23 protein-coding genes are annotated in these 25,158 nt (G+C 71.4%); 9 read left to right on the forward strand and 14 right to left on the reverse strand.

Features of this window, described 5'->3' with window-relative positions; genetic code table 11:
- Positions 1 to 16: 16 nt before the first annotated feature.
- From RAN62_RS38410 to RAN62_RS38430, 5 genes are all read right to left on the reverse strand, one after another.
- On the reverse strand, positions 17 to 961 hold the full coding sequence (locus RAN62_RS38410) for an NUDIX hydrolase (protein ID WP_305789798.1): 945 nt from the start codon (positions 959 to 961) through the stop codon (positions 17 to 19).
- A 207-nt stretch (positions 962 to 1,168) separates the two neighbouring features.
- Entirely contained in the window at positions 1,169 to 1,672 is a 504-nt protein-coding gene (locus tag RAN62_RS41320; RefSeq protein ID WP_369077245.1) for a PspC domain-containing protein, read from the reverse strand.
- Between the two features lie 71 nt (positions 1,673 to 1,743).
- A complete protein-coding gene (guaA, locus tag RAN62_RS38420) occupies positions 1,744 to 3,297 on the reverse strand; it encodes a glutamine-hydrolyzing GMP synthase (RefSeq protein WP_305789799.1) in 1,554 nt (517 codons plus the stop codon).
- 91 nt (positions 3,298 to 3,388) lie between these two features.
- Positions 3,389 to 5,089, reverse strand: a complete 1,701-nt coding sequence (locus RAN62_RS38425) for a S8 family serine peptidase (protein WP_305789800.1) — start codon at positions 5,087 to 5,089, stop codon at positions 3,389 to 3,391.
- Positions 5,090 to 5,209: 120 nt separating this feature from the next.
- On the reverse strand, positions 5,210 to 7,006 hold the full coding sequence (locus RAN62_RS38430; protein ID WP_305789801.1) for a S8 family serine peptidase: 1,797 nt from the start codon (positions 7,004 to 7,006) through the stop codon (positions 5,210 to 5,212).
- 144 nt (positions 7,007 to 7,150) lie between these two features.
- Between RAN62_RS38430 and RAN62_RS38435 the strand changes: the two genes are divergently transcribed.
- Positions 7,151 to 8,224, forward strand: coding sequence for an LCP family protein (locus RAN62_RS38435; protein WP_305789802.1), 1,074 nt, complete (start codon positions 7,151 to 7,153; stop codon positions 8,222 to 8,224).
- Positions 8,225 to 8,375: 151 nt separating this feature from the next.
- Here the strand turns inward: RAN62_RS38435 and RAN62_RS38440 are convergent, their stop codons facing one another.
- From RAN62_RS38440 to guaB, 4 genes are all read right to left on the reverse strand, one after another.
- Positions 8,376 to 9,764, reverse strand: a complete 1,389-nt coding sequence (locus RAN62_RS38440; protein ID WP_305789803.1) for a M1 family metallopeptidase — start codon at positions 9,762 to 9,764, stop codon at positions 8,376 to 8,378.
- A gap of 31 nt (positions 9,765 to 9,795) precedes the next feature.
- Complete coding sequence (locus RAN62_RS38445; protein WP_305789804.1) at positions 9,796 to 11,226, reverse strand: M1 family metallopeptidase; 1,431 nt, start codon at positions 11,224 to 11,226, stop codon at positions 9,796 to 9,798.
- Between the two features lie 249 nt (positions 11,227 to 11,475).
- On the reverse strand, positions 11,476 to 12,594 hold the full coding sequence (locus RAN62_RS38450) for a GuaB3 family IMP dehydrogenase-related protein (RefSeq protein WP_305789805.1): 1,119 nt from the start codon (positions 12,592 to 12,594) through the stop codon (positions 11,476 to 11,478).
- 20 nt (positions 12,595 to 12,614) lie between these two features.
- Positions 12,615 to 14,102: an IMP dehydrogenase gene (gene guaB, locus RAN62_RS38455; RefSeq protein ID WP_305789806.1), complete on the reverse strand. Its 1,488-nt coding sequence runs from the start codon at positions 14,100 to 14,102 to the stop codon at positions 12,615 to 12,617.
- A gap of 119 nt (positions 14,103 to 14,221) precedes the next feature.
- Between guaB and RAN62_RS38460 the strand changes: the two genes are divergently transcribed.
- From RAN62_RS38460 to RAN62_RS38470, 3 genes are all read left to right on the forward strand, one after another.
- Positions 14,222 to 14,620: a DUF5319 domain-containing protein gene (locus tag RAN62_RS38460; protein WP_305789807.1), complete on the forward strand. Its 399-nt coding sequence runs from the start codon at positions 14,222 to 14,224 to the stop codon at positions 14,618 to 14,620.
- Positions 14,621 to 14,696: 76 nt separating this feature from the next.
- Positions 14,697 to 15,038, forward strand: a complete 342-nt coding sequence (locus RAN62_RS38465) for a PadR family transcriptional regulator (RefSeq protein WP_305789808.1) — start codon at positions 14,697 to 14,699, stop codon at positions 15,036 to 15,038.
- Positions 15,035 to 15,865: a hypothetical protein gene (locus RAN62_RS38470; RefSeq protein ID WP_305789809.1), complete on the forward strand. Its 831-nt coding sequence runs from the start codon at positions 15,035 to 15,037 to the stop codon at positions 15,863 to 15,865. The genes RAN62_RS38465 and RAN62_RS38470 overlap by 4 nt, the downstream gene beginning before the upstream one ends.
- On the opposite strand, the gene RAN62_RS38475 is transcribed toward RAN62_RS38470, so the two are convergent.
- Positions 15,862 to 16,707: a response regulator transcription factor gene (locus RAN62_RS38475; protein WP_305789810.1), complete on the reverse strand. Its 846-nt coding sequence runs from the start codon at positions 16,705 to 16,707 to the stop codon at positions 15,862 to 15,864. The two genes, RAN62_RS38470 and RAN62_RS38475, sit on opposite strands and share 4 nt — an antisense overlap.
- 230 nt (positions 16,708 to 16,937) lie before the next feature.
- Here RAN62_RS38475 and RAN62_RS38480 point away from each other — a divergent pair, with 230 nt between their 5' ends.
- The gene (locus tag RAN62_RS38480; RefSeq protein WP_305789811.1) at positions 16,938 to 17,327 is read left to right on the forward strand and encodes a WhiB family transcriptional regulator; all 390 of its coding nucleotides are present in this window, start codon (positions 16,938 to 16,940) and stop codon (positions 17,325 to 17,327) included.
- Positions 17,328 to 17,577: 250 nt separating this feature from the next.
- Here the strand turns inward: RAN62_RS38480 and RAN62_RS38485 are convergent, their stop codons facing one another.
- From RAN62_RS38485 to groES, 4 genes are all read right to left on the reverse strand, one after another.
- The gene (locus RAN62_RS38485; protein ID WP_305789812.1) at positions 17,578 to 19,092 is read right to left on the reverse strand and encodes a molybdopterin-dependent oxidoreductase; all 1,515 of its coding nucleotides are present in this window, start codon (positions 19,090 to 19,092) and stop codon (positions 17,578 to 17,580) included.
- Positions 19,089 to 19,712: a hypothetical protein gene (locus RAN62_RS38490; RefSeq protein WP_305789813.1), complete on the reverse strand. Its 624-nt coding sequence runs from the start codon at positions 19,710 to 19,712 to the stop codon at positions 19,089 to 19,091. The genes RAN62_RS38485 and RAN62_RS38490 overlap by 4 nt, the downstream gene beginning before the upstream one ends.
- Positions 19,713 to 19,805: 93 nt before the next feature.
- Positions 19,806 to 21,449, reverse strand: a complete 1,644-nt coding sequence (groL, locus tag RAN62_RS38495) for a chaperonin GroEL (protein WP_305789814.1) — start codon at positions 21,447 to 21,449, stop codon at positions 19,806 to 19,808.
- A gap of 73 nt (positions 21,450 to 21,522) precedes the next feature.
- Positions 21,523 to 21,831 (reverse strand): co-chaperone GroES, encoded by a 309-nt coding sequence (gene groES, locus RAN62_RS38500; RefSeq protein WP_071810310.1) that lies wholly within the window; start codon positions 21,829 to 21,831, stop codon positions 21,523 to 21,525.
- Between the two features lie 221 nt (positions 21,832 to 22,052).
- Here groES and RAN62_RS38505 point away from each other — a divergent pair, with 221 nt between their 5' ends.
- The 4 genes from RAN62_RS38505 to RAN62_RS38520 form a co-directional block, all read left to right on the forward strand.
- Positions 22,053 to 23,219 (forward strand): class I SAM-dependent methyltransferase, encoded by a 1,167-nt coding sequence (locus tag RAN62_RS38505; RefSeq protein WP_305789815.1) that lies wholly within the window; start codon positions 22,053 to 22,055, stop codon positions 23,217 to 23,219.
- 11 nt (positions 23,220 to 23,230) lie between these two features.
- Positions 23,231 to 23,713: a Cys-tRNA(Pro) deacylase gene (ybaK, locus tag RAN62_RS38510; protein WP_305789816.1), complete on the forward strand. Its 483-nt coding sequence runs from the start codon at positions 23,231 to 23,233 to the stop codon at positions 23,711 to 23,713.
- Positions 23,714 to 23,838: 125 nt separating this feature from the next.
- Positions 23,839 to 24,942, forward strand: a complete 1,104-nt coding sequence (locus RAN62_RS38515; RefSeq protein WP_305789817.1) for a sugar ABC transporter substrate-binding protein — start codon at positions 23,839 to 23,841, stop codon at positions 24,940 to 24,942.
- A 78-nt stretch (positions 24,943 to 25,020) separates the two neighbouring features.
- Positions 25,021 to 25,158, forward strand: a 138-nt coding sequence (locus tag RAN62_RS38520) for an ATP-binding cassette domain-containing protein (protein WP_305789825.1), incomplete at its 3' end; no start/stop codon positions are given.

Below are 25,158 nucleotides of genomic sequence, written 5' to 3' on the forward strand. Positions count from 1 at the left end.
CGTACGAGAGTAGGGGTCAGCTGAGCCCGGCCGCCTTGAGCGCCTCGGCCGTGACCTCCGTGACCTCGTCGTCGCCGAACTTGCGCACGTCGTCGAGCGCCATCCAGCACGCCTCCGAGGTCGAGCCGCCGACGTCGTGGATGACCACCTCGGTCGGCGCGTCGACGACCACCCGGTAGAAGGCCCGGACGCCGTGCCAGTCGATCGGGTAGCCCTCGGGGCCGAGCGAGGCGGCGTCCCGGTGGCTGGCCACGCCCAGGAGCTCGATGAGCCGGCCCGCCTGGCCGGTTTCCTCGACGAGCTCGCGGATGAGCGCCGTGCCGGGCTGCTCGCCGTAGTCGGTGCCGCCGCCGGGCAGATGCCAGCGGCCCTCGCCGGGGTAGCCGGGGGCGATCCGGGTGAGCAGGAGGCGGTCGTGCGGGTCGGTCGCGATCGCGTAGGCGGCGAAGCGCTGCGACCGGTGCAGCCCGTCCGGGCCCGGATAGGCGTAGAACGACGGGAAGTCGGGCGCCTCCTCGGGCCGCAGGTCCGCGGCCGAGGGCAGCCCCAGCGCGGCCGCCGTGAACGGGCGCAGGCGCAGCTCGGCGGCCTCCTCGAGGGTGTGCCAGCGGACCATGTCGGTGGGCTGGCCGACGCGGTCGACGAGAGTGCCGCCACGGACGGACACCTCATAGATCAGGCGGTCGGTGTGGATGGTGACGCCACGGTGCGGCACCGATCTCATGTCGGCCAGCACGTCGCGCAGGCCGGTCACCGTGACGGACAGGCCCGTCTCGGCGGCGGTCTCGCGGACGACGGTGTGGTTCGGGTCCTCGCCGTGGTCGACGGCACCACCGGGCAGGGACCATACGCCGGGCGTGCCGGAGCTGGTCGATGCCCGGACCAGAAGAACGCGGCCGTGCGGGTCGGTCGCGACTGCATATGCCGCAATCCTGCGGAGCGGCTCCAACGCGGGGGTCACGGGCGGCATCTTGCCCGGTTTATGTTAACTCCGGGAAACGTCTGTCGGATTCCTGACAGGGCGACAACGGAAAGTAACCGCAGTTCAGGGCGCATCTTCGCACTGAGCGCAGGCGGTATGTAACACACAGCAAACCCCCCGAATCAGGCCAAGATCACCCTCGGCGGCGACTGCCCAAAGGGGACAGATCGCCGCCGTCATCGAGGATCACTGCTGCGCGGAGCCACTGCCCGGAGCCGCGGGCGACGTCGGCGCGGCAGCAGGCGCGGGAGGCGCCGCGGCGGGCGCGGCAGGCGCGGCGGGCGGCGCGGCGGCGGGCGCGGGAGGCGCGGCGTCGGGCGCGGGAGGCGCGGGAGGCGCGGCGGCGGGCGCGGCGGGCGGGGTCACGTCCGAGGGGGTCGTGAAGCCCGCGGGCCCGGCCCCCGGCGAGTAGGGCTGCCCCCACCCCGGATCGGCCGGATCCCGCCACGCCGGCGCCGGCGCCGCGGTCTCCTCGGGAATCAGGAACCACATCACCGGGTACGCGACCAGCGCCACGCCCCACGTCACCACGGCAACCACCGCAAACCCGACCCGCACCAGCACGGGATCGATCCCGAAGTAGCGGCCGACGGCACTGCACACCCCGGCCACGATCCGATCGTCGAGCGGCCGCCGCAACTGCCGGTAGGGAGCGACGCCGGGAGCACCAGAACCAGGAGAAGTAGTCATGTCTCCAGGTTGCGCCCCGGGCGGCCCCGAGAACCTCGGTGACCGCCCGGAGACGACCCTGATTTACCGGGTCACTCCCACTCGATGGTGCCCGGCGGCTTGCTCGTGACGTCGAGGACGACCCGGTTGATCTCGCGGACCTCGTTGGTGATCCGGTTGGAGATCTTGGCGATCAGGTCGTAGGGCAGCCGCGACCAGTCGGCGGTCATCGCGTCCTCGGACGAGACGGGCCGCAGGACGACCGGGTGCCCGTACGTCCGGCCGTCGCCCTGCACCCCCACGCTGCGCACGTCCGCCAGCAGCACGACCGGGAACTGCCACACGTCGCGGTCCAGCCCCGACGCGGTGAGCTCCTCGCGCGCGATCAGGTCGGCGGCGCGCAGGATGTCGAGCCGCTCGCGGTCGACCGCGCCGATGATGCGGATGGCCAGGCCGGGGCCCGGGAACGGGTGCCGCTGCACCATCTCCTCGGGCAGGCCCAGCTCGGCGCCCAGCGCCCGCACCTCGTCCTTGAAGAGGGTGCGCAGCGGCTCGATCAGCGCGAACTGCAGGTCGTCGGGCAGGCCGCCGACGTTGTGGTGCGACTTGATGTTGGCCGTGCCGGTGCCGCCGCCGGACTCGACCACGTCCGGGTAGAGCGTGCCCTGGACCAGGAACTCGATGTTGCGCTCGGCGTCGAGCTCGCGGGCCGCGCCCTCGAAGGTGCGGATGAACTCGCGACCGATGATCTTGCGCTTCTGCTCCGGGTCGGTGACGCCGGCCAGGTGCCCGAGGAAGACGTCGGACGCGTCGACGACCTTGAGGCGGATGCCGGTGGCCGCGACGTAGTCCTTCTCGACCTGCTCGGCCTCGCCCGCGCGCAGCAGCCCGTGGTCGACGAAGACGCACGTCAGCTGGTCGCCGACCGCCTTGTGCACGAGCGCCGCCGCGACCGCCGAGTCGACGCCGCCGGAGAGCCCGCACATGACCTGCTTGTCGCCGACCTGCGCCCGGATCGCGGCGACCTGGTCGTCGATGATGTTCGAGGGCGTCCAGGTGGGCTCGATGCCCGCGATGTCGTACAGGAAGCGCTGAAGCATCTCCTGCCCCTGCTGCGTGTGCGCCACCTCGGGGTGGAACTGCACGCCGGCCCGGCGCGTGGCCAGGTCCTCGAAGGCGGCGACGGGCGCGCCCGGGGAAGACGCGGTGACCGTGAAGCCGGCGGGCGGCTCGGCGACCGAGTCACCGTGCGACATCCAGACGGGCAGGTCGGCGGGGAGCTCGCGGAGCAGCGTGCCGGCGTCGGTGGCCGGGGCGAGCAGCGTCCGGCCGTACTCCCGGGAACCGGTGTGTGCCACCGTGCCGCCGAGCGCCTGCGCCATCGCCTGGAAGCCGTAGCAGATGCCGAAGACCGGCACCTCGTTGGCGAAGAGCGCCGGGTCGAGGATGGGGGCGCCCGGCTCGTACACACTGGACGGTCCGCCGGACAGGATGATGGCGGCCGGGTTCTTGGCGAGCATCTCGGCGACCGGCATCGAGTGCGGGACGATCTCGGAGTAGACCCGCGCCTCCCGGACCCGGCGGGCGATCAGCTGGGCATATTGGGCGCCGAAATCGACGACCAGAACAGGGCGCGGTGTGCTCACGCCACCGCCTCGCTTCGCTCGCCGGCGCCGCGAGGCACAAATGCGCTGAGTTTCATGATTCGGTCGCTCCGCTCCCTCATGGCCGGCAAGTTTACCGGTACCACTTTCGGGCGGGCGTCAGTGAGACGTTGCCCGCTTTGTCATAGGCCCGGATGCGGACGGTCAGAGACGACCCGAACTTCCACGTCTGTACGGCGAACGAGCGGCTGGTTCCCGCGTACCGCTGCACGATCTTGCCGTTGATCAGCAGGTCCATGGTCCGGATGCCGCTGGCGTCGCTGGCCGCCGCCCCGACGACACGGGTCTTCGTGACGTGGCGGGTGCCCGAGGCCGGGCCGCTGGTGACCCGGACCGCCGGAGCCCGGTTGTCGACGCGGACGCGACGCGTGGTGGTCGTCACGTTGCCGCCGCGGTCGGTGGTCCGCAGGGTCAGGGCGACAGTGCCGGAGAAGCCGGTGGTACGCCACGAGAACGCATAGGGCGCGGCCCGGTCGACGGCGACGACCTTGCCGTTGGCGAGCAGCTCGACCTTCGTCACAGAGACATTGTCGGTGGCCCGCGCGGTGATCGACGCCGTGCCCCGGACCAGCGCGTTGCCCGACGGGCTGAGGAAGGAGGCCGTGGGCCGGGTCACATCGGTGGTGAGCGGCATGGATCGGGCGATGTCCAGCGCGGCGGCCGCGTCGATCCGGCCCGCGCCGGCCCAGCTGCCCGGGAGCGCGTCGGCGGTCGAGGTCAGCGCGGCTCGGACGGCTGCCGCGCTCGGCGTGGGGCTGGTCGACTCGAGCAGCGCCGCGACCCCGGACACGAACGGCGTTGCCGAGGACGTGCCGCAGAACTGGCCCACAGCACCGGTCCTGGTCTGCGCGGGGTTGCAGCCGGGGGCGGCGATGTCCACCCAGCTGCTGCCGTAGTTGGACCAGCTGTACCGCTTGTCACCGGGATCGGAGCCGGCCACGGCCAGCGCCGCCGGAACCGCCGCCGGGTAGTGCGGCGTGCCGACGCCGTCGTTGCCGGCCGCGGCGATCACCAGGGCGCCCTTGTCCGTGGCGTAGTTCACCGCGTCCGTGAACAGCTGGCTCGCCGAGCCGCCGCCCAGCGACAGGTTGATGATGTCGGCGCCGTGGTCGGCGGCCCAGCGGATGCCCTCCGCGATCGCGCTGTAGTCGCCGAAGCCGTCCGCGCCGAGCACCTTCACCGGCAGGATGCGGCAGGTCCAGCAGATGCCGGCGACACCCGTCGTGTTGTTGCCCGCGGCCGCGATGACTCCGGCGGCCATCGTGCCGTGGCCCTGGTCGTCGGACGCGTCGTCGTCGTTGTTGACGAAGTCGTGGCCGGGCAGGAGGCGACCGGCCAGGTCCGGGGTCGCGCTCACGCCGGTGTCGACCACGGCGACGACCGTGCCGCTGCTGCCGCGCGTCGTCTCCCACGCCTGGTTGACGCCGGTCTTCGTGACTCCCCACTGACTGCCGTAGTACGGGTCCTTCGGGGTGATCACCGCCATGCGGGCCACGTGATCCGGTTCGACGTACGCGACGGCGGGGTCGGCCCGCAGCGCCGCGGCGGCCTCGCTCGCCTCGCCGGCCGGCACCTCGACGCTGACGGCACCGGTCAGCGCGGTGCTGCCGAGCACGTCGACCTCGCGGTCCAGACCGGCGACCACCGTACGCGCGCCGCCGCTCTTGAGCCCGACGACCAGCGACACCGGTTCCGGTGCCGCCTGGGCGGCCGGGGTGCCGGCCAGGCCGAAGCCGCCGGCGAGCAGGGCAGTGGTCACGACGCGCACGATCATGGACCCAGCGTCGGCAGTGACCGGCGTGACTGTCGGACCCGGCCGGTTGCAAACAGGTTGCCTTCACAGCGAAACAGCCCCGGGCGCGTGGCCCGGGGCTGCGTCGTCAGTGCCGAGGGATCAGCGCTTGTACGTCCGCACCGCGGTCGTCTTCACGTTGCCCGCGTTGTCGACCGCCTTGATCTGCACCTTGAACGTCTTCGGCTGCGCGGAGGCCGCGAAGCTGACGCTGTAGGGGTTCGTCTTGTCGGTCTTCTTGACCTTGCCGTTGATCAGCAGGTCGACCCGCTGGATGCCGGTCTGCGTGTCGTACGCGCCGATCTTCAGCGTGACAGTGCCCTTGACCTTGGCGTTGTTGGCCGGGCCGCTCTGGATCCACACGGTCGGCGCGATGTTGTCGACCGTCAGGTACCGGTTGGCGACAGCCACGTTGCCGGCCTTGTCGTACGCCCGGACGCTGTAGTCCGCCCGGCCGTTGGCGTGGGTCTTGGTGTTGTAGGCCCACTGGAACGGCGCGGTGTAGTCCCGGGCCTTGTACTTGCCGTCGACGTAGAAGTCGACGTAACGCACACCGGACCAGTTGTCACTGGTGCTGGTCTTCAACGTGACGCTCCCGTGCACCCGGGCGCCCTGGCCGGGCGAGGTGACGGTGACCTTCGGCGCGGTGCCGTCGGTCGTGATCGTCAGCGCCTTGGCCACGTCGAGCAGACCGAACTTCGTCCAGCCGTTGGCCGGAATCGTGCGGCCCGACGCGATGATCGAGCGCAGGAGCGACCAGCCGTTGTACTTCGGGTGCTTCGCCTTCACCAGCGCGGCCGCGCCGGAGACCATCGGCGCCGCGAACGACGTGCCGCTGCGGAGGCCGTACGTGTAGGTCTTCTTCGACGGGTTGTAGACCGGGATCCAGTCGTCGCCGGGCGCGGCGATGTCGACCCAGGAGTCGCCCGACTTGTTGTAGCTCGAGTAGTACGCCCGGCCGTCCGTGCCGTAGCCGGTGGCGCCGACGCCGAGCACGTCCGCGTAGGCCGCCGGGTACATCTTCTCGGTGGGAGAGATGCCGTAGTCCCAGTTGCCGTTGTTGCCGGCCGAGGCGACGACCAGCACACCGCGGGAGTTCGCGTAGGCGATGGCGTCCTGCAGCACCTTCGCCCCGCCCGGCCCGCCGAGCGACATGTTGATGACGCTGGCGCCGACGTTCGTCGCGTAGGTGATGCCCTTGGCGATGTCACTCCAGTAGCCGTCGCCGGCGGAGTTGAGCACCTTGACCGGAATGATCGTGCACTGCCAGCAGGAGCCGGCCATGCCCGCGCCGTCGTTGCCCCGCCCGGCGATCAGCGTCGAGACCGCGGTGCCGTGCCCGTTGTCGTCGGCGTAGTTGCCGGTGTTGCTGACGTAGTTGAAGCCGCCGGCCACCGCGTTGGCGATGTCCCCGAAGCGGTTGACGCCCGTGTCGAGGACCGCCACCTTGACGGACGACGACCCCGTGGTGCTCTCCCACGCGGCGGGCAGCCGGGCCTGGTCGATCTCGGGCTGGTCGCCCGAGACGTAGTAAGGGTCGTTCGGCTGGATCGCCTGGGTGTGCGCACCCTGCCGGTCCACCTCGACGTACTTGACGCCCGGCTGCGCGCGCAGCGCGGCGGCGACCACCGACTGCTTCGAGGCGGGCACCTCGAGCGTGCGGGCGTTCAGCGAGGCCATCGCCTCGCGCGCCTGGGCGACGAGGTCCGTCGCCTTGCCACCGAAGGCGGTGGCCGCCTTGACGGCGGCGGACGAGTCCACCCCGTCCTGAAGCCCGACGACCAGCCGGACCTTCGTCTCGTCCGCGGACGCCCCGGGCTGCGCCGCGACCGCACCGGCCGCCACGACACCCAGGGACAACGCGCCGGCGATCGCACGCCGGGCGATGCGCTTGTTCAAAGCTCGTGCCTCCCGTGTCCGGCCCGCCCACCGGGCGGGTCGTGGCGGTCAGCGTAGAGGGGTTTTCACGTTAATACGGCACCGTTCCATCCTCCGGGAAAGCAAGCCGTCGACCTGGGTCGCTTGATCGCCTACTGTTCCAGCATGCGGACCAGGCCGATACTGTGGACAGCGGCCGCGGCCGTCGTCGTGCTGCTGCTCACCGGCGCGGGCGTCGCCTGGTCGCTGCGGGGCGGGAATCACCCCGAGCCGCCCCTCGCAGCATCATCCCCGCCGCCGTCACCGTCCGCCAGCCCGGCCCCGCCGCCGCCCTCGCCCGGCGCGGACATCACCGGCCCGCTCGACCTGCTGCTGATCGGCGTCGACACCCGGGTCACCATCCCCGACTGGCAGCCGCACTCCGACGCGATCATGCTGCTCCACGTCGAGCCCGGCCTGCGCAGCGGCTACCTCTACTCGCTGCCCCGCGACCTGCGCGTCGACGTCCCCGGCTTCGGTCGCCACAAACTCACCGAAGCGATGAGCAACGGCGCCAAGGTGCCCGGCACCGACAAACCCGACACCACCAAGGGGTACGAGCTCCTGGCGCGCACGATCTCCGCGTACACGGGAATCAAGAAGTTCGACGCGGGTGCCGTGCTCACCTTCGGCGGCCTCAGCAAGCTCACCGACGCCCTCGGCGGTGTGACGCTCACCATCGACCGCAAGGTGACCTCCATCCACAAGCGACCGGACGGCACCAACCGCACCCTGGTCCCGGGCGGCGGCGACTACACGGGCCCACAGGCCACCTACCTGCCCGGCACCCGCACACTCGTCGGCTGGCAGGCCATCGACTACGCCCGCCAACGCTACGGTCTGCCCAACGGCGACTACGACCGGCAACGACACCAGCGCCAGCTCGTCCGCGCCCTCCTGGCCCGGGCCACCGGCGCCGGCCTCGCCACCGACCCCGCCCAACTCCAGCAAGTGATCACCGCGCTCGGCGACTCGGTCCTGCTCTCCGGGGACAGGACACCCCTCGAGTACGCGTACGCCCTCCGCGACCTCACCCCCGAAGCCCTCACCCTCGTCGACCTTCCGGGCCGCTCGGTCTTCAGCAACGGCGGCTACATCGGCGAGCAACTCGACCCCGAAGCCCGAGCCTTCCTCAAAGCCGTCGCCGCCGACCGTCCCGCCCCCTACCTCGCCCAGCACCCCAAGCTGATCAACAAGTAGCAACCCGGTCCGAGCAGCGCCCGTACGGCCGGCGCACGAGACGACCGCGGGGGCACCGAAGTCGGCAGCAGGTGGAGCTGGGCAACCGCTCATCGGCACGTCCCGGTTGATGCGGACGAGTCCGCAGGAGCGGGCCGAAGCGGTGTGGCCGTCAGTAGGTCGGGCGGTACGGCCCGGTCAGCCACACGTCGAAGAAGCGGCCCAGCTCCTGCCCCGACGCCCGTTCCGCGGCGGCGACGAACTCGGCCGTCGTGGCTGTCGCCGTGGCGTGGCTGGCGGTCCATGAGCGCAGGAGACCGAAGAAGGCCGTGTCCCCTATCCGGCGGCGCAGGGCGTGGAGCGTCATGGCGCCCCGGTCCGCGGCCATGTCGGAGTCGAGGGCGTCGGCGTGGCCGGGGGCGTAGGCCGGGAAGGCCTGCCACGGGAAGGTTTCGTAGCGCTGGCTCACCTCGGCCTCGACGGTGGCGCCGCCGTCGTGTTCGGTCCACATCCAGCGGGCGTAGCGGGCGAAGCTTGTGCTCAGCCAGGCGTCTTCCCAGGTGCGCGGGGTGACCGAGGCGCCGAACCACTGGCCGGCCAGGCCCTCGGCGAGCTCGGCCGGGCCGGTGGCGGAGTCGAGGGCGGCGGCGGAGAAGGCCGGGCGGGACTGGGCCTGGAGGCCGCGGGTGGTCAGGGCGCCCGGCACCACCACGGCGCCGTAGGAGCTGAACGGGTACGGGCCGAAGCGCCGGGACAGCCAGTCGGCGATCTTGGTGGTGCGGTCGAGGGTGGCCTGGTGGGCGGAGCGGGCGGGGACGGCCACGACGACGGGCTTGCCGGCGTGTTTCGTGGTGCTCACCTTGTACGGGCCGACCAGGAAGAAGGCGGCCGAGGGGGCCATCGGGCCGGGCTCGGCCCAGCGCCACGTGGTCCGGTTCGCCGTGGTGGAGCGCTGGCCCGGCACGCCGTTGCTGATGGCGGCCAGCCCTTTCGGTACGGACATCTCCACCGTGAACGCCGCCTTGTCGGACGGGTGGTCGTTCGCCGGGAACCAGGAGCTGGCCGAGCCCGGGGCGGTCGGGGCGTACAGGCCGCCGAGCGGGTTGCGGGCCGGGAGGCGCCCGGGTTCGGTGACCGAGCCGTCGCCCGCCGTCAGGAAGCCGCCGTAGCGTACGACCATCGTGAAGGCCTGGTCCGGGGCCAGCGCGGCTCGCGGAGTCACGGCCAGCTTGGCGCCGACGACGGCGTGGGCGGCGGGGTGACCGTTGACGGTGACGCTGCTCACGCGCAGCCGGCTGAGGTCGAGGAAGAAGCTTTTCAGCGGTTCGGTGGCGGTCGCGGTGATCGTGGCCGTGCCCGAGAGGCGGCGACCGGCGGGGTCGACGCGGAGCTTCAGCGCGTACTTGCGGACGTCGTATCCGCCGTTGCCCAGGGCGGGGAAGGCGCCGTCGCCGAGGCCGGCCGATCCGACAACCGGGCCGGTGGCGGGGGCGGCCGGGGCAGCCGCATGCGGGGTGTCGCCGGCTGAGCAACCAGCCAGCGCCAGGACAACAGCGGCCACCACCACACCTCTCACGCAGATAAGACGCGAGTCAGGGGTGTTTTGGTTGAGCCTTCGTGCGGAGCCACTCCCGGAAGAAGCCGGAAAGGTCCTGGCCTGAGGCCTTTTGGGCGGCTGCGATGAACTCGTCGGTCGTCGCGTTGCCGTCCTTGTGGTCCGCCGCCCACGACTTCAGCAGCCCGGCGAACGCCTCGTCGCCGATCGTGCGGCGCAGCGCGTGCACCACCATCGCCCCCCGCTGATAGACGGCTTCGCCGAAGAGCTGGTCGGCGCCGGGATCACCGGTCGGCACCCGCCAGTCGAAACCCTGGTAGGCCGCGTCGAACGCCTGGTCGGTGGTCCGCTCACCCTCGTGCTCGGCCCACAACCATTCCGCGTACGTGGCGAAGCCCTCGTTGAGCCAGATGTCCTGCCACCGTTCGAGGGCCACGCTGTCGCCGTACCACTGATGGGCCAGCTCGTGCGCCACCACTGATGCGTTGGTGCCACTGGTGAAGAAGACGTTGCCGTAGACCGGGCGGGACTGGGTCTCCAGCGCGTAGCCGACCTTCGTGTCGTCGATCACCACCCCGCCGTACGCGTCGAAGGGGTAGGGCCCGAACTGGGTGGCCAGGAAGTCGGCGATCTCCCCGGTCAGCGCCAGGGACTTCGCGGCGGGGCCGGTCGCGGGCAGTGACTCCGGCAACGCGACGACCATCGGCTTGCCCGCGTGGGTGGTGGTCGTCACCCGGTACTGTCCGATCACGACAGTGGCGAGGTAGCTGGCCATCGGGTCGGCCTCCGCCCAGCGCCAGGTGGTCCAGCCGCCCGCGGTCGTCCGCTCCCCCGGCACGCCGTTGCTGATCGCCTCGACGCCGTCGGGCACGGTCATCGCGAGCTTCCACGTCGCCTTGTCGGACGGATGATCATTGACGGGGAACCAGCTGCTCGCCGACTCCGGCTGCCCGAGCGCGAAAGCGCCGTCCTTGGTCCGCTGCCAGCCGCCCACGCCCAGGGTCTCGTTCTCCAAGGGCTGAGGAATTCCCCCGTACGCCACCACGATCGTGAACGCGGCCCCGCGGGCAATCCCGGCCGCGGGCGTGATCACCAGCTCGTTCCGCTCGGCCCGGCTGGTCGCCGCCCGGCCGTCGACGGTCACCTTGCTCGCCGTCAGCGTGGCCAGGTCAAGATTGAGCCGGGACAGATCCTGCGTCGCCGTGGCGGTGATCGTGGCCGTCCCGTCGAGGCGCCCACTTCCCGGATCGAACCGCAGCGCCAGGTCGTACCCGGCCACGTCGTAACCACCGTTGCCGTACGTCGGGAAGTACGGATCCCCGGCCCCCGCCGCGCCCGGCGCGAAACTGGGCGCCACGGACGGGCTCGCGCTGGGGCTCAGCACGGCGGGCGCCGGGTCGTCGCCGTCCGCCGAGCAACCGCCCAGCAGCAAGGCAACGACCGTCGCCGCCGCGATCCGCACCCGCATCTGTGTCCCCGCTCCCCTCAAAGGCACCGGCGCTCCGCAGCACGCGACAGCCCCGGGCCCGGCCGCCGACCGCGACGCCGCGCCGCATGCGACGGCCCGGTCGCCGACTGCCATGCCGCGCCGCATGCGACGGCCCGGCCCTGGTCGCCGACCGCGACGCCGCGCGTGAGGCGACTGCCCGGGCGCCGCGCGGCAGGCGACCCCCGGCGTCGAGACTTTACGGCGCCGGGGCGAAAGGCGGACGCAAGGTCACTTGTCGAGGACGAGCGCGACCTTCTGGAACTCCTTGACGTCCCGGTAGCCGCACTTGGCCATCGCGCGCCGCAGGCCGCCGAAGAGGTTGAGCTGCCCGTCGGGCCGGTCGGCGGGACCGTAGAGAAGCTCCTCCAGCGATCCGTCCGGCTCGCCGGCGATGCAGAACCCGCCGCGCGGCAGCTGCGGGTGGCTGGCCGCCGAGTGCCACCAGGCCCCGCCGGCCGGGGCGCCCTCGGCCAGGGACAGCGGCTCACCGAGCATGACGGCGTCGGCGCCGCAGCCGATGGCCTTGGCGATGTCACCGGACGTCGAGATGCCGCCGTCCGCGATCAGGTGCACGTAACGGCCGCCGGTCTCGTCGAGGTAGTCCCGCCGGGCGGCGGCCGCGTCGGCGATCGCGGTGGCCATGGGGACCCGGATGCCGAGGACCGTGTCGGTGGTCGACCACTCGTCGGCGCCGACGCCCACGATCACGCCCGCGGCGCCCGTACGCATGAGGTGCAGTGCGGTCTTGTAGTCCGTGCACCCGCCCACGATGACCGGCAGGTCGAGGTCGGCGATGAACTCCTTGAGGTTGAGCGGCTCGTCGGTCGTCGACACGTGCTCGGCGCTGACCAGCGTGCCCTGGATCACCAGCAGGTCGACGCCCGCGTCCAGGATGACCGGGGCCAGCGCGAGCGTGTGCTGCGGCGAGACCCGCACGGCGACAGTGACGCCGCCGGCGCGCATCTCGCGGACCCGCTCGGCGATGAGCTCCGGGCGGATCGGCTCGGCGTAGACCTCCTGCAGCCGCTTGGTGGCGTCGGCCTCCTCGTCGAGCGAGGCCAGCTCCTCGAGGATCTTCGTCGGGTCCTCGTAGCGGGTCCACAGCCCCTCGGCGTTGAGCACGCCCAGGCCGCCGAGGCGGCCCAGGGCGATCGCCGACTTCGGGCTCATGGTCGCGTCCGAGGGATGCGCGACGCAGGGAATCTTGAACGGGTACGCGTCCACCTTCCACTCGGTGGACACGTCGTCCACGTCGCGGGTGCGGCGGCTCGGGACGATCGCGATGTCGTCCAGGTGGTACCCGCGCTGGGCCGTCTTGCCCAGACCGATCTCCACTACGTCACGCATAATTCCAGGCCTCTTTTGAGTTAGCGGGAGTGGTAGTTGGGGGCTTCGACGGTCATCTGGATGTCGTGCGGGTGGCTCTCCTTGAGCCCGGCCGCGGTGATCCGGATGAGCTGTCCCTTCTCCTGCATGTCCGGGATCGTCTCGGCACCGACATAGCCCATCGCCGCGCGCAGGCCACCGACGAGCTGGTGAGCGACACGCGACAGGGGACCACGGTAGGGCACCTGTCCCTCGACGCCTTCGGGGACCAGCTTGTCCTCGGTGACGTCCTGCTGGAAGTAGCGGTCCTTGGAGTAGGACTTGGCCTGGCCGCGGGACTGCATCGCGCCGAGCGAGCCCATGCCGCGGTAGGACTTGAACTGCTTGCCGTTGATGAAGATGAGGTCGCCGGGGCTCTCCTCGGAGCCGGCCAGCAGGCCGCCGAGCATCACGCTGTCGGCGCCGGCCACGATCGCCTTGGCGATGTCGCCGGAGTACTGGATGCCGCCGTCCGCGATGACCGGGACGCCCGCGGGCTTGCAGGCGCGGGAGGCCTCCATCACCGCCGTGATCTGCGGCACGCCGACACCGGCGACGATGCGCGTGGTGCAGATCGCGCCGGGGCCCACGCCGACCTTGACCGCGTCGGCGCCCGCCTCGACGAGGGCCTTGGCGCCCGCGTAGGTCGCGATGTTGCCGCCCACGATGTCGGTGGTGGTGTCCTTCTTGAGCCGCGCGACCATCTCGAGCACGGCGCGCTGGTGGCCGTGGGCGGTGTCGACGATCACCACGTCGACGCCGGCGTCGATGAGCGCCCGGGCCCGCTTGTAGGAGTCGTCGCCCACACCGACCGCGGCGGCGACCCGCAGGCGGCCCTGGGCGTCCTTCGCGGCGTTGGGGTACTGCTCGCTCTTGGTGAAGTCCTTGACCGTGATCAGCCCGCGCAGCCGGCCGGTGCCGTCGACCAGCGGCAGCTTCTCCACCTTGTGCCGCTGCAGCAGGGCCAGCGCCTCGTCCTTGCTGACCCCGACCTCGGCGGTGATCAGCGGCGCCTTGGTCATCACGTCGCGCACCTTGGCCGACTGGTCGGTGACGAAGCGCATGTCGCGGTTGGTGACGATGCCCACCAGCACGCCCTCGGCGTCGACGACCGGCACGCCGGAGATGCGGTAGCGCCCGCAGAGCTGGTCGACCTCGCGCAGGGTGTCGTCCGGGCTGCAGGTCACCGGATTGTTGATCATGCCGGACTCGGACCGCTTGACCAGGTCGACCTGGGACGCCTGGTCCTCCAGGGACAGGTTGCGGTGCAGCACGCCGATGCCACCCTGGCGGGCCATGGCGATCGCCATGCGCGCCTCGGTGACCGTGTCCATCGCGCTGGACAGCAGCGGGATGGTGAGCTCGACGTTGCGCGTCATGCGCGTGATCGTGTTGACCCGGCTCGGCACCACGTCCGATTCGCCTGGCTGGAGAAGAACGTCGTCGAACGTCAGACCGAGAGGAACGGTGCGAGCGGAGTCAGTTTCCACAGATCATCCCTAGAGAAGAGGCGGAGTGGTCCATCCTACCTATCCGCGCGCGGCACCCGACGGGGCGGACAGCGCGTGCGGGCCAGCACACATTGCCGCGCGGTGGGTACGGTAGACGCGTGCAGGATGAGCCGATCGACCCGTTCAGCGGCGACCCCACCGACCCGGCCGCGGGACTCGACGACCTCACGGAGGACGCCGAGCAGGATCCGCTGACCGAGGCCGAGCGGCGCGACGTCCTCGAGGACCTCTCCGACCTGGAGATCTACCAGGCCCTGCTCAGCCCGACGGGCATCCGCGGGCTGGTCATCGAGTGCGAGGACTGTCACGAGCCGCACTACTTCGACTGGGATCTGCTGCGGGGCAACCTGCGGCACCTGCTGTCCTCGGGGCGGCCGCGGGTGCACGAGCCCGCCTACGATCCGGATCCGGACCACTACGTGACGTGGGAATATGCCCGGGGCTACGCCGACGGCGTCCACGACACGCTCACCGAGGGCTCGGACGACACCGAGTAAGCCGCGCCACACTTCCGACCCGGACTTCCGGCGCCCCTCTGGCCGTATATACCTGTCATCGGTATATTCCTCGGCCATGACAGCACCGATGCGGGAACCGACGTTCCTCGTCCTCACCGCCCTGGCCGAGGAGCCACAGCACGGGTACGCCGTCCTCGAGGACGTGGCCCGGATGACCGGCGGCCGGGTGCGGCTGCGCGCCGGCACTCTCTACTCCGCCCTGGACCGGCTCAAGACCGAGGGTCTCGTCGAGGTCGAGCGCGAAGAGGTGGTGCAGTCGCGGCTGCGCCGTTACTACCGGCTCACCGGGCTGGGCGAGAAGCTGCTGGCGGCCGAGTCCGCCCGGCTCCGGGAGCAGGCGGCGCTCGCCGACGCGCGGCTCCGCGTCCGGCAGCAGCCCGGCGGGAGTCCCGCATGAGCGACCACGGGCTCGAGCTGCGCTACCGGCGGCTGATGATGGCCTATCCGGCCGCATACCGCCGGGAGTACGAGGACGAGATGCTCGGCGTCCTGATGGCGGGCACCCGCCCGGGCCGGCGCCGGCCGTCCCTGGCCGACTCCGCCGACCTGCTCCGCGCCGGGCTCGCCGCGCGCCTGGGCCAGGGTCTCCGCGCGGCTCGAGGCCAGGAGTGGCGGGACGCGGCCGCGGTGGCGGGGTTGCTCGGTGCGCTGGTCCTGGCCATCGTCCCGCTCCGGCGGCTGGTGATGGGCCTGTCCGCGCCGTACGCACCCGCGAGTGACCAGCTCATCGAGGTCGGCGCCCGGGCGGCACTCTGGCTGCTCGTGGTGGTGGCCGCGCTCGCCGGCCTGCGCCGGTCGGCGGCCGCGCTCGCCCTGACGGCGCTGGCCGGTGAGGCCGTGGCGATCGGGCTCCGGACGCCCGTCGAGGAGTTCCGGATCGTCCGGATGCTCTGGGTCTTGATGGTCGGCCTGCTCGTGGTCGCGATGCTGGCGCTCGCCCGGCGCGGCGGCAAGGTCACGTCGGTGCTGAGCCGGCGCCGGAAAGATCTCCGCGTCCTCGACCGCGTCATGGTCCTGCTGACGGCATTCGCCACCGTGCCGTTCGCGCAGGCCTGGGCCGAGCTCGCCACCGGCGTCACCTTCACGCTGACCCTGACCCCGGGCACGCTGGTGGCAGCCGTCGCCTTCGTGGCGGGGCTGCCGATCGTGACGTCAGGCCTCGCGATGGCCGGCCTGCGAGCGCGCGAGAACCGCCGGGTCCTCGCGCGCTCGAAGAACAGCTAGGCGACCAGCCCGGCTCGGAAGCCGGCGGCCACGGCGTGCGCCCGGTCCCGCGCGCCGAGCTTGCGGAAGAGCCGCCGGGCGTGGGTCTTCACCGTGTCCTCGGACACGAAGAGCTCCCGCCCGATCTCCGCGTTGCTCTTGCCGTCGGCCATCCCCCGCAGCACCTGCAGCTCGCGCTCGGTCAGCGTGAGCCGCCGGCCGGCCGGAGCCGCCTCGCCCACCCGGGTCTCGTTGCCGGGCCAGGCCAGCGGCCGGCCGGTGACCGGGTCGATGTCCGGGCCGTCGCCGCGCTGGGACGGCACCATCGGCGAGTTCGGCAGCACGGCCGGGATGCCCGCCGCGTTCGGCGTGCCGGCCATGGCCAGGCCGTCGCGGTGCAGGCCGCGGGCGGTGGCCGAGTTGTTGTTGCGCCCGGCCTGGCCGACCGCGGCCGGCTGGGCGTTGGCGCCGTTGATCGGCATGCCCTGCGGGCGCACCGGCAACAGCAGCAGAAGCAGCGCCTTGGCGACCACACTGACCAGGTCGTGCTCGACACCGCGGATGACGCCGCGGGCGCCGGCGGCGACCGTGGCGGCGGCGACCCGGGGGTCTTCCGCGCCGAAGAGGACGACCTGCGCCTGCGGGGCGCGGGCGAGCACGCGCCGGGTGAAGCCGACGCTGTCGGGACGGGTCACGGCGGTGTCGGCCAGCACGACCTCGGCCGGCCGCTCAGCCAGACGGATCATGGCTTCGGTCTCGCTCACCGCTGTCCGCACGACACCGGTCATGCCGAGCCGGGCCGCGGTGGACGCGACGGTCTGGGCCGCCAGTGGGGTACGGACGCACACGAGGACGGTACGCACAGTGATCCTCCTTCTCTCTCAGAGGAGATCACGCGAGGGCCGCAGCATTACGCGCTTTAGATGGAAAAAATAGGAAACATCGGTACGGGTTGTCGGCCCGGTGGGATACGGCCGGCGAAGACATCGACAAGTCGTGTGTGATCCGGCGCCTGCCGGGGTAGATGGGCGGCAGGCCTGAGCCAGGGCCCTCACGACAACACTCCGCGGTGCCGCGCGGGAGGAGGGTGTTGATGTCGAACGTTCGCAGACTGCCGGGCCCCATCGCCGACCTTTGGGATTGGCAGCGACTCGGCCTTTGCCGGGGCCGGGACAGTGCCCAGTTCTTCCACCCCGACGGCGAGCGCGGGTCGTCCCGCAACCGCCGCGAGGCGAAGGCCAAGACGATGTGCGGCGCGTGCCCGGTCAAGGCGGAGTGCGCTGCACACGCTCTGGCGGTCCGTGAACCGTACGGCGTCTGGGGAGGTTTGACCGAGGCGGAGCGGCTGCGGCTGCTCGCGGTCGGCTGGGAAGACCTTGCCGATCGGACTCACGGGCGCGTCGACCTCGTCCGCCTGGAGGCCCGCCTCGGCCGGCCCCACAAGTCGGCCGTGCCGGCGCAACGGCAAGCACCGGCGGCCTGACGACGTCCCGAGCGCGGCATCACCACACAGCTGGCAACGCGGTTCCCGGAAGGGACCCGCGTTGCTTCGTTCTGCGGCACGTCGGCCGCGTTCGTGGACATGCAAGCCACCGTATGAGCGAACTTGTCCCGGTCGTCGCACCGAAAGTGCGGCTTTCGCGTGACACGGTGTCACGCTCTTGACAGTTACCGAATGTGCCCCGCGACCGTTATCGGGCGCGCAGCGAAGCGATGACCGCGGGCGAAAAGGATCAGCCGACTGACAACGAGACGGTGTGCCATCCGGTCGCGCCGTCCGGAGCCGGGGGCGCCTCCTGCTCGGTCTGCACCTGTCCCGTCTTGTCCGTGGCGCGCACGCGCAGCCGGTGGTCCCCCGCCGTCCCGGCCCACTGGTACGACCACTGCACCCACGTGTCGTCGGACATGGCCGGCGCCAGCGTCGCCGCGGCCCACGGCTGATCGTCCACCTGTACCTCGACCCGGCTGATGCCCCGGTGCTGGGCCCAGGCCACACCGGCGACCACGATCTCGCCCGCCGGCCGTGAGGCTCCCTCGCGGGGCGTGTCGATCCGGGACTCGGTCTTGATCGGACCCTGCGCCGACCAGCCCCGCGGCACCCAGTAGGCGTCGAAGTCGGCGAACCGCGTCAGCTCGATCTCGGTGATCCACTTGCAGGCGGACACGTAGCCGTAGAGCCCCGGCACCACGAGCCGGGCCGGGAAGCCGTGCTCGACCGGCAGCGGCTGCCCGTTCATCCCGATCGCGAGCAGGGCGTCACGGCCGTCGCGCAGCAGCTCGGTGGGGCTGCCGCAGGTCCAGCCGTCCCTCGACCGGGCGACCGCCTGGTCCGCCCCGGGCAGCGGGTCGGCCTCGTCGAGCAGGTCCTTGAGCGACGTTCCCAGCCACAGTGCGTTGCCGATGAGGTCACCACCGACCTCGTTGGAGACGCACGCCAGCGTCACGTAGCGCTGCACCATCGGCCGCTCGAGCAGCTGAGCCCAGGTGAGCGTGATCGGGTTGCGCACCATGCCGTGGATGCGCAGCTGCCACGTGGCCGGGTCGATCTGCGGCGGGTAGAGCGCGGTGTCGATGCGATAGAACTCGCGGTTGGGCGTCACATAGGCGGTGGCGCCGGGAGCCTGCGCGCCCGGCGGGACCACGGGCGCCGGGCCGGAGGGCTGCGGCAGGACGACGGCGTCGCGGGCCGCGGTCACGGCGCGGCTGTTGGTGAGGAACCGGCCGCCGAACCCGCCGGCCAGGGCGACGCCCGCGGCACTGCCGAGGCCGACGAGGAAGCGCCGCCGGGCGTCGAAGTTCGCCTCCGAGCCGGTCTCCGCGCTGCGCCGGGCGATCGGCACGAGGATGTGCAGCGCGAGCCCGGCGGCCACGCCCGCCACGAGGGAGGGCAGGGCCGCCGCGAGCCCCGCGTCGTGCCGGGTGAGGGCGGCCGTCACGCCGATCGCGGCGAAGATCCCGATGCCCAGGTACGCCATCAGCCGCGACCGCAGCGCCGCGAAGCCCACGAGCGCCGCGTACAACGCGAGTAGGACGCCCGTACCGATGATCAGTGCGGTCTTGTCGTGGGTGCCGAAGACCGCGATGCCGAAGTCCTTGACCGGCGGCGGCACGTTGTCGACCACGACTCCCCCGACCGCATAGAGCGGCGAGGAGTCCGGACCGGTGAACACGGCGACGATCTCGGCGAGGCCGAGCGCCACGGCGGCAGCGGCGACGCCGGCCAGGGCGGCCCGGAGGGGAAGCTTCACACGATCAATGTTCCTCGCCGCAGCGGCGGCAATGCCATTACGAGGTCATTAAGGAGTTCGACGGCGCAGCGCTCGGGGCGCGGCTCGGGCAGCTTCGGCACGCCCTCGGGCGACAGCTCCCAGACGACCCGGCCCGCGTCGAGGCTGTCCAGGGCGGCATACCACTGCTGCAACGGCTCCCGCAGCTGCACGTGCTCCGCGAAGGCTCGCGGCGTGCGAGCCTCGTCACTGTCCCGGCGGCGCTGCAGCGTCTCGGTGTCCGGCAGAGCCACGAGTACGGCGTCCGCGAACCCGAGCCGCCCGGTGCGGAACGCCTCCCGGGTCACCGTCAGCTCGCGGTCGAAGCGGGCGCGCGGGGCGAACCCGAGCGCCGCCATGCCCCACGCGTAGTGCAGCCGCACCGGATCGGTGTCGCAAAAGGCCAGGCCGTCCTGCTGCTCCAGCTCCCGGGCCGCGTCCCAGCGCCGGATGCCCTCCCGGACGATGTGCCGCGCGAGCAGCCCCTCGTCCGACGGCTCCAGCCCGGTCGCAGCCCGCGACTCCCCCACGTACCGGCCGACGTAGCGGCGGCACCAGGTGGTCTTGCCGGCGGCGGTCGGCCCCTCCACCACGACGATCATGAGCGCTCCTCTTTCCCGTCGTGATTCTTCCGTACACATCGGAAAAGGGGCGCACCGCGGTCGCGGTGCGCCCCTTCCGTGTTGCCGGACGGATCAGAAACCCGGGCCGTGCTGGTGGCCGTGGCCACCGTGGCTGTGCCCACCGGCCGCGGCGGGCTCCGGCTCGGCCGGCTTCTCCACCACGAGACTCTCCGTGGTGAGCAGCAGGCCGGCGATCGAGACGGCGTTGGAGACCGCGTTGCGGGTCACCTTGACCGGGTCGATGATGCCGGAGGCGGCGAGGTCGACGTATTCGTCGGTGGCCGCGTTGAGGCCGTGGCCCCAGCCGAGCTCGGCCACCTTGCCCACCACGACGTAGCCGTCGTGGCCGGCGTTCTGCGCGATCCACCGCAGCGGCTCGACGAGCGCCTTGCGCACGATCGAGACGCCGATGGCCTCCTCGCCGGTCAGGCCGAGGTCGCCGTCGAGCGCGGAGACGGACTGCGCCAGGGCGGCGCCGCCGCCGGGCACGGTGCCCTCCTCGACCGCGGCCTTGGTCGCCGCGATGGCGTCCTCGATGCGGTGCTTGCGCTCCTTCATCTCGACCTCGGTCGCGGCGCCGGCCTGGATGACGGCGATGCCGCCGGAGAGCTTGGCCAGCCGCTCCTGCAGCTTCTCGCGGTCCCAGTCGGAGTCCGAGGCCTCGATCTCCTTGCGGATCTGCGCGACCCGGTCGGCGACGTCGGACTTCTTGCCGCCGCCGTCGACGATGGTCGTGTTCTCCTTGTCGACCACGACGCGCCGGGCCGTGCCCAGCATGTCGACGGTGACCTGGTCGAGCTTGTAGCCGAGCTCGGGGGCGATCAGCTCGCCGCCGGTCGCGATCGCGAGGTCCTGCAGGATCGCCTTGCGGCGATCGCCGAAGCCGGGCGCCTTGATCGCGGCGACCTTGAAGGTCTTGCGCAGGGCGTTGACGACCAGCGTGCTCAGCGCCTGGCCCTCGACGTCCTCGGCCACGATGAGCAGCGGCTTGCCGGTCTGGAGGACCTTCTCCAGCAGCGGCAGCAGCTCCTCGACGCTCGAGATCTTCTGCGTGGTGATGAGCAGGTAGGCGTCCTCGAGGACGGCCTCCTGGGCCTCCGCGTCGGTCACGAAGTTGGGCGAGATGAAGCCCTTGTCGAACTGCAGACCCTCGGTGACCACCAGCTCGGTGGAGAGCGCGGAGCCCTCCTCGACGGTGATGACGCCGTCGCGGCCGACCTTGTCCATCGCCTCGGCGATCAGCTCGCCGATGGTGGCGTCCTGGGCCGAGATGGTGGCGACGTTGGCGACCGACTTGTGATCGGCGACCTCGACGGCCTTGGCCAGCAGCGCCTTGGAGACGGCCTCGGCGGCCTGGTCCATGCCCCGCTTGAGGGCGATGGGGTTGGCACCCGCGGTCACGTTGCGCAGGCCCTCGCGGACCAGCGCCTGCGCGAGCACGGTGGCCGTGGTGGTCCCGTCGCCGGCGACGTCGTTGGTCTTGGTCGCCACCTCCTTGACCAGCTGGGCGCCGAGGTTCTCGTAAGGATCGGTGAGCTCGATCTCCTTGGCGATGGTGACGCCGTCGTTGGTGATCGTGGGCGCGCCGAACTTCTTGTCGAGGACGACATTGCGACCGCGCGGTCCGAGGGTGACCTTGACCGTGTCGGCGAGCGTGTTGACGCCGTGCTCCAGCAGGTGGCGGGCGTCGTCGGAGAAGCTGAGAATCTTCGCCATCTATGGTCCCTTCACGCACCGGCGCCCTGTGCCGAGAGTCATCGGAACAGGGCGCAGGCGCAGTCGGTAGGTCTTACTTCTCGATGACCGCGAGGACGTCGCGGGCGGAGAGCACCAGGTACTCCTCGCCGGCGTACTTGACCTCGGTGCCGCCGTACTTCGAGTAGAGGACCGTCTCGCCGACCTTGACGTCGATCGGGACGCGGTTGCCCTTGTCGTCGATCCGGCCGGGGCCGACCGCGAGGACGGTGCCCTCCTGGGGCTTCTCCTTGGCGGTGTCGGGGATCACGAGGCCGGAAGCCGTGGTGGTCTCGGCCTCGTTCGCCTGGACCACGATCCGGTCCTCGAGCGGCTTGATCGCAACCTTGGTCGCGGTAGTCACGGGCATACCCTCCTGGGTATCAATCTGCCGGCCAGCGCTGGCCGAGCTCATGCCTCATGCCACCGGGCGGGGCCGTCGTCGCGGGTGCCGGTCCGCCTGGCGCAAGCACACGGCCGGTGTGAGCCGCATGCTGGCACCCTCGGGTTGAGAGTGCTAATCGGAGATTATGCCGGAACTAGCACTCCGTCAACCAGAGTGCCAACACGGCAGAATGACTCCGCGTGAACCTCGAACTGCTCGCCGCCCTGCGCACCCCCGCGGGCCAGGAGGCCCTGGCCGCCGCCGCCACAGTGACCGGCGGCGACCCGCTCGCCGCGGCGTCTTCGCTCAGAGCGAAAGGCATTCCCGCCGACCTCGCCGCGGCCGCGCTCACCCAGGCCGAGCTGCGCCGCCGCGGGGCGACCAAGCTGGGGCCGGCCGCCACGGAGATGTTCTTCACGCGGGCCGGGTTCGAGCAGGCGACCCGCGCGGTGGTCGCCGACCGGCGGGCCGCGCGGCTGCGGGCGGCCGGGGTGACGAGCCTCGCGGACCTGGGCTGCGGGCTGGGCTCCGACGCTCTCGCCGCGGCCCGGCAGGGCATCCGGGTGCACGCCGTGGACGCCGATCCGCTCACCGCCGCGATGGCCGCCGCCAACGCCGGGGCGGCCGGGCTGGCCGACCTGGTGACCGTGGAATGCGCGGACGCCACCACGGTCGAGGTGGAGAAGTTCGACGCCGTGTTCGCCGACCCGGCCCGGCGCAAGGCGGGACGCGGGCGCGTGTTCGACCCGAACGCGTGGTCCCCGTCGTGGGACTTCATCGCCGCCCTGCCGCAACGGGTGGAAAACACTGTGCTCAAGCTCGCACCCGGCATCGATCACGCGTTGCTGCCGCCCGGCGCCGAGGGCGAATGGGTCAGCGTCGACGGCGATCTGGTCGAGGCGGCGTTCTGGTGCGGGCCGCTGGCGGAATTTGCTCGACGGGCGAGCTTGTTGCCGCACGGATCGGAGTTGCACGGTTCGGGCGTCGAGAGCGCGCCGGTCGGCGAGGTGGGCAGTTACGTGTACGACCCCGATCCGGCCGTGGTCCGCTCGCACCTGGTCGCGGAGTTCGCTGGCACGGTCGGCGGGCGGCTCGGCGACCCGGAGATCGCCTACGTCTACACCGACGAGCCGGTCGTCACCCCGTACGGGAGAAGGCTGGAAGTAACCGACGTCATGCCTTTCTCCCTCAAACGGCTGCGCGCGCTGCTCCGCGAGCGGGGCGTGGGACGCGTCGAGATCCGCAAGCGCGGGTCCGCCCTCGAACCGCAGCAGTTGCGCCGCGACCTCAAGCTCAACGGCCCGGAGTCGGCGAACATCGTGCTGACGCGGGTGGCGGGCGCGCCGACCGTACTCATCTGTCGATAGCCTCCGTGATCGTGGCTAGAAAAGCGGCAGGCACCCCGGCGACGGTTTTGCTCTCCTCGGCGAAGGTCGCGCACGAGCTGCACCCGTACGAGGTCTCCCCCGACGCCCCGAACTACGGCGCCCTGGTCGCCGAGGCGCTCGGGGTCGACCCGGCGTCGCTGTTCAAGACGCTCATCGCCGAGGTCGACGGGCAGCTGACCGTGGGCGTCGTCCCCGTCACGGGCGACCTGGACCTCAAGGCGCTGGCGAGCGCGGCCGGCGGCAAGCGGGCGACCCTTGCCGACCGGGCCGCCGCCGAGCGCAGCAGCGGCTACGTCCGGGGCGGCATCAGCCCGCTGGGCCAGCGCAAGCGCCTCCCGACGGTGATCGACGACTCGGCGAGCGACCTCCCGCTGATGTACGTGTCCGCGGGCCGCCGCGGCCTGCAGGTCTCCCTGGCCCCGGCCGACCTGATCCGCCTCACGGACGCCACGGTCGCCCACATCCGCGCGTAGCCCTTTCGCAAACCCGACCTTTCTCCGCCGAACCACCGATTTCGCAACGCAAAGTGACCTAGCGTCACGTTGTGGAGCGAAAGGTGGCCGGACGAGCCGCCGGGTTGACCGAGAGGACACGTGGGATGCGTAAGGGAATGGTCGCACTTGCCGCTGTGGGCCTGATGGCCGCCGGCAGCACGGCTGCCTGTGGTGGCGATGACAGCAGCGAGAGCTCGGGCAGCGGCAGCAGCGGCAGCTCGATCGGCAAGGTCGGTGTGATCCTGCCGGACACCGCCAGCTCGCAGCGCTGGGGCTCGGACGACCCGAAGTTCCTCAAGGCGGCGTTCGACGCGGCCGGCGTGACGGTCGACATCCAGAACGCGCAGGGTGACAAGAGCCAGTTCCAGACCATCGCGGACGGCATGATCTCCAGCGGGGTCAAGGTCCTGATGATCGTCAACCTGGACTCCGGTACGGGCAAGGCGGTCCTCGACAAGGCCAAGGCGGCCGGCATCGCGACGATCGACTACGACCGCCTGACGCTCAACGGCGGCGCGAACTACTACGTCAGCTTCGACAACACCGCGGTCGGCAAGCTCCAAGGCGAGGGCCTCGTCAAGTGCCTGACCGACATGAAGGCCTCCAAGCCGGTCGTGGCGGAGCTCAACGGCTCCCCGACCGACAACAACGCCACCCTCTTCAAGGAGGGCTACGACTCGGTCCTCAAGCCGAAGTACGACTCGGGCGACTACGTGAAGGGCCCGGACCAGAGCGTGCCGGACTGGGACAACGCCCAGGCCGCCACGATCTTCGAGCAGATGCTCACCCAGAACAACAAGATCAAGGGCGTGCTGGCCGCGAACGACGGCCTCGGCAACGCGGTGATCTCCGTCCTGAAGAAGCAGAGCCTCAACGGCAAGGTCCCGGTCACCGGGCAGGACGCCACCGTCCAGGGCCTGCAGAACATCCTCTCCGGCGACCAGTGCATGACCGTCTACAAGGCGATCAAGCAGGAGGCCGACGCCGCCGCCGACCTCGCCATCTCGCTGGCCAAGGGCGAGAAGAAGGACGTCACCCAGAGCGTCACGGACCCCGAGTCCAACTCCTCCGTGCCGGCCGTGCTGCTCACGCCGAAGGCGATCTACAAGGACAGCGTCAAGGACGTCGTCGCCGACGGCTTCGTGACCAAGGACCAGCTCTGCACCGGCGACTTCGCCAAGCTCTGCACCGACAACGGCGTCAGCTGAGGTCCTCCGGACACCGCTGCTGATCGGCGCCGCCCACGCCCAAGGGCGTGGGCGGCTTTCGTCTAAGGAGAACCATCCGTGGCCGCGACACCTCTGCTGGAGCTGCGCGGGATCGACAAGAGCTTCGGTCCCGTCCAGGTGCTCCACGACGTCGGCTTGAGCGTCTATCCCGGCGAGGTCACCGCGCTCGTCGGTGACAACGGAGCCGGCAAGTCA

This window comes from Symbioplanes lichenis (genome assembly GCF_030709675.1).
In the GTDB taxonomy this organism is placed as follows: Bacteria; Actinomycetota; Actinomycetes; order Mycobacteriales; family Micromonosporaceae; genus Actinoplanes; species Actinoplanes lichenis.

Bases quoted from the DNA above. Each gene is read 5' to 3' on its own strand.
- RAN62_RS38515 (WP_305789817.1), top strand. From the start codon at position 23,839: ATGCGTAAGGGAATGGTCGCACTTGCCGCTGTGGGCCTGATGGCCGCC.
- RAN62_RS38480 (WP_305789811.1), top strand. From the start codon at position 16,938: ATGTCGAACGTTCGCAGACTGCCGGGCCCCATCGCCGACCTTTGGGAT.
- groL (WP_305789814.1), bottom strand. From the start codon at position 21,449: ATGGCGAAGATTCTCAGCTTCTCCGACGACGCCCGCCACCTGCTGGAG.
- RAN62_RS38425 (WP_305789800.1), bottom strand. From the start codon at position 5,089: ATGATCGTGCGCGTCGTGACCACTGCCCTGCTCGCCGGCGGCTTCGGC.
- RAN62_RS38465 (WP_305789808.1), top strand. From the start codon at position 14,697: ATGACAGCACCGATGCGGGAACCGACGTTCCTCGTCCTCACCGCCCTG.
- RAN62_RS38450 (WP_305789805.1), bottom strand. From the start codon at position 12,594: ATGCGTGACGTAGTGGAGATCGGTCTGGGCAAGACGGCCCAGCGCGGG.
- RAN62_RS38445 (WP_305789804.1), bottom strand. From the start codon at position 11,226: ATGCGGGTGCGGATCGCGGCGGCGACGGTCGTTGCCTTGCTGCTGGGC.
- RAN62_RS38490 (WP_305789813.1), bottom strand. From the start codon at position 19,712: ATGATCGTCGTGGTGGAGGGGCCGACCGCCGCCGGCAAGACCACCTGG.
- RAN62_RS41320 (WP_369077245.1), bottom strand. From the start codon at position 1,672: ATGACTACTTCTCCTGGTTCTGGTGCTCCCGGCGTCGCTCCCTACCGG.
- RAN62_RS38435 (WP_305789802.1), top strand. From the start codon at position 7,151: ATGCGGACCAGGCCGATACTGTGGACAGCGGCCGCGGCCGTCGTCGTG.
- RAN62_RS38470 (WP_305789809.1), top strand. From the start codon at position 15,035: ATGAGCGACCACGGGCTCGAGCTGCGCTACCGGCGGCTGATGATGGCC.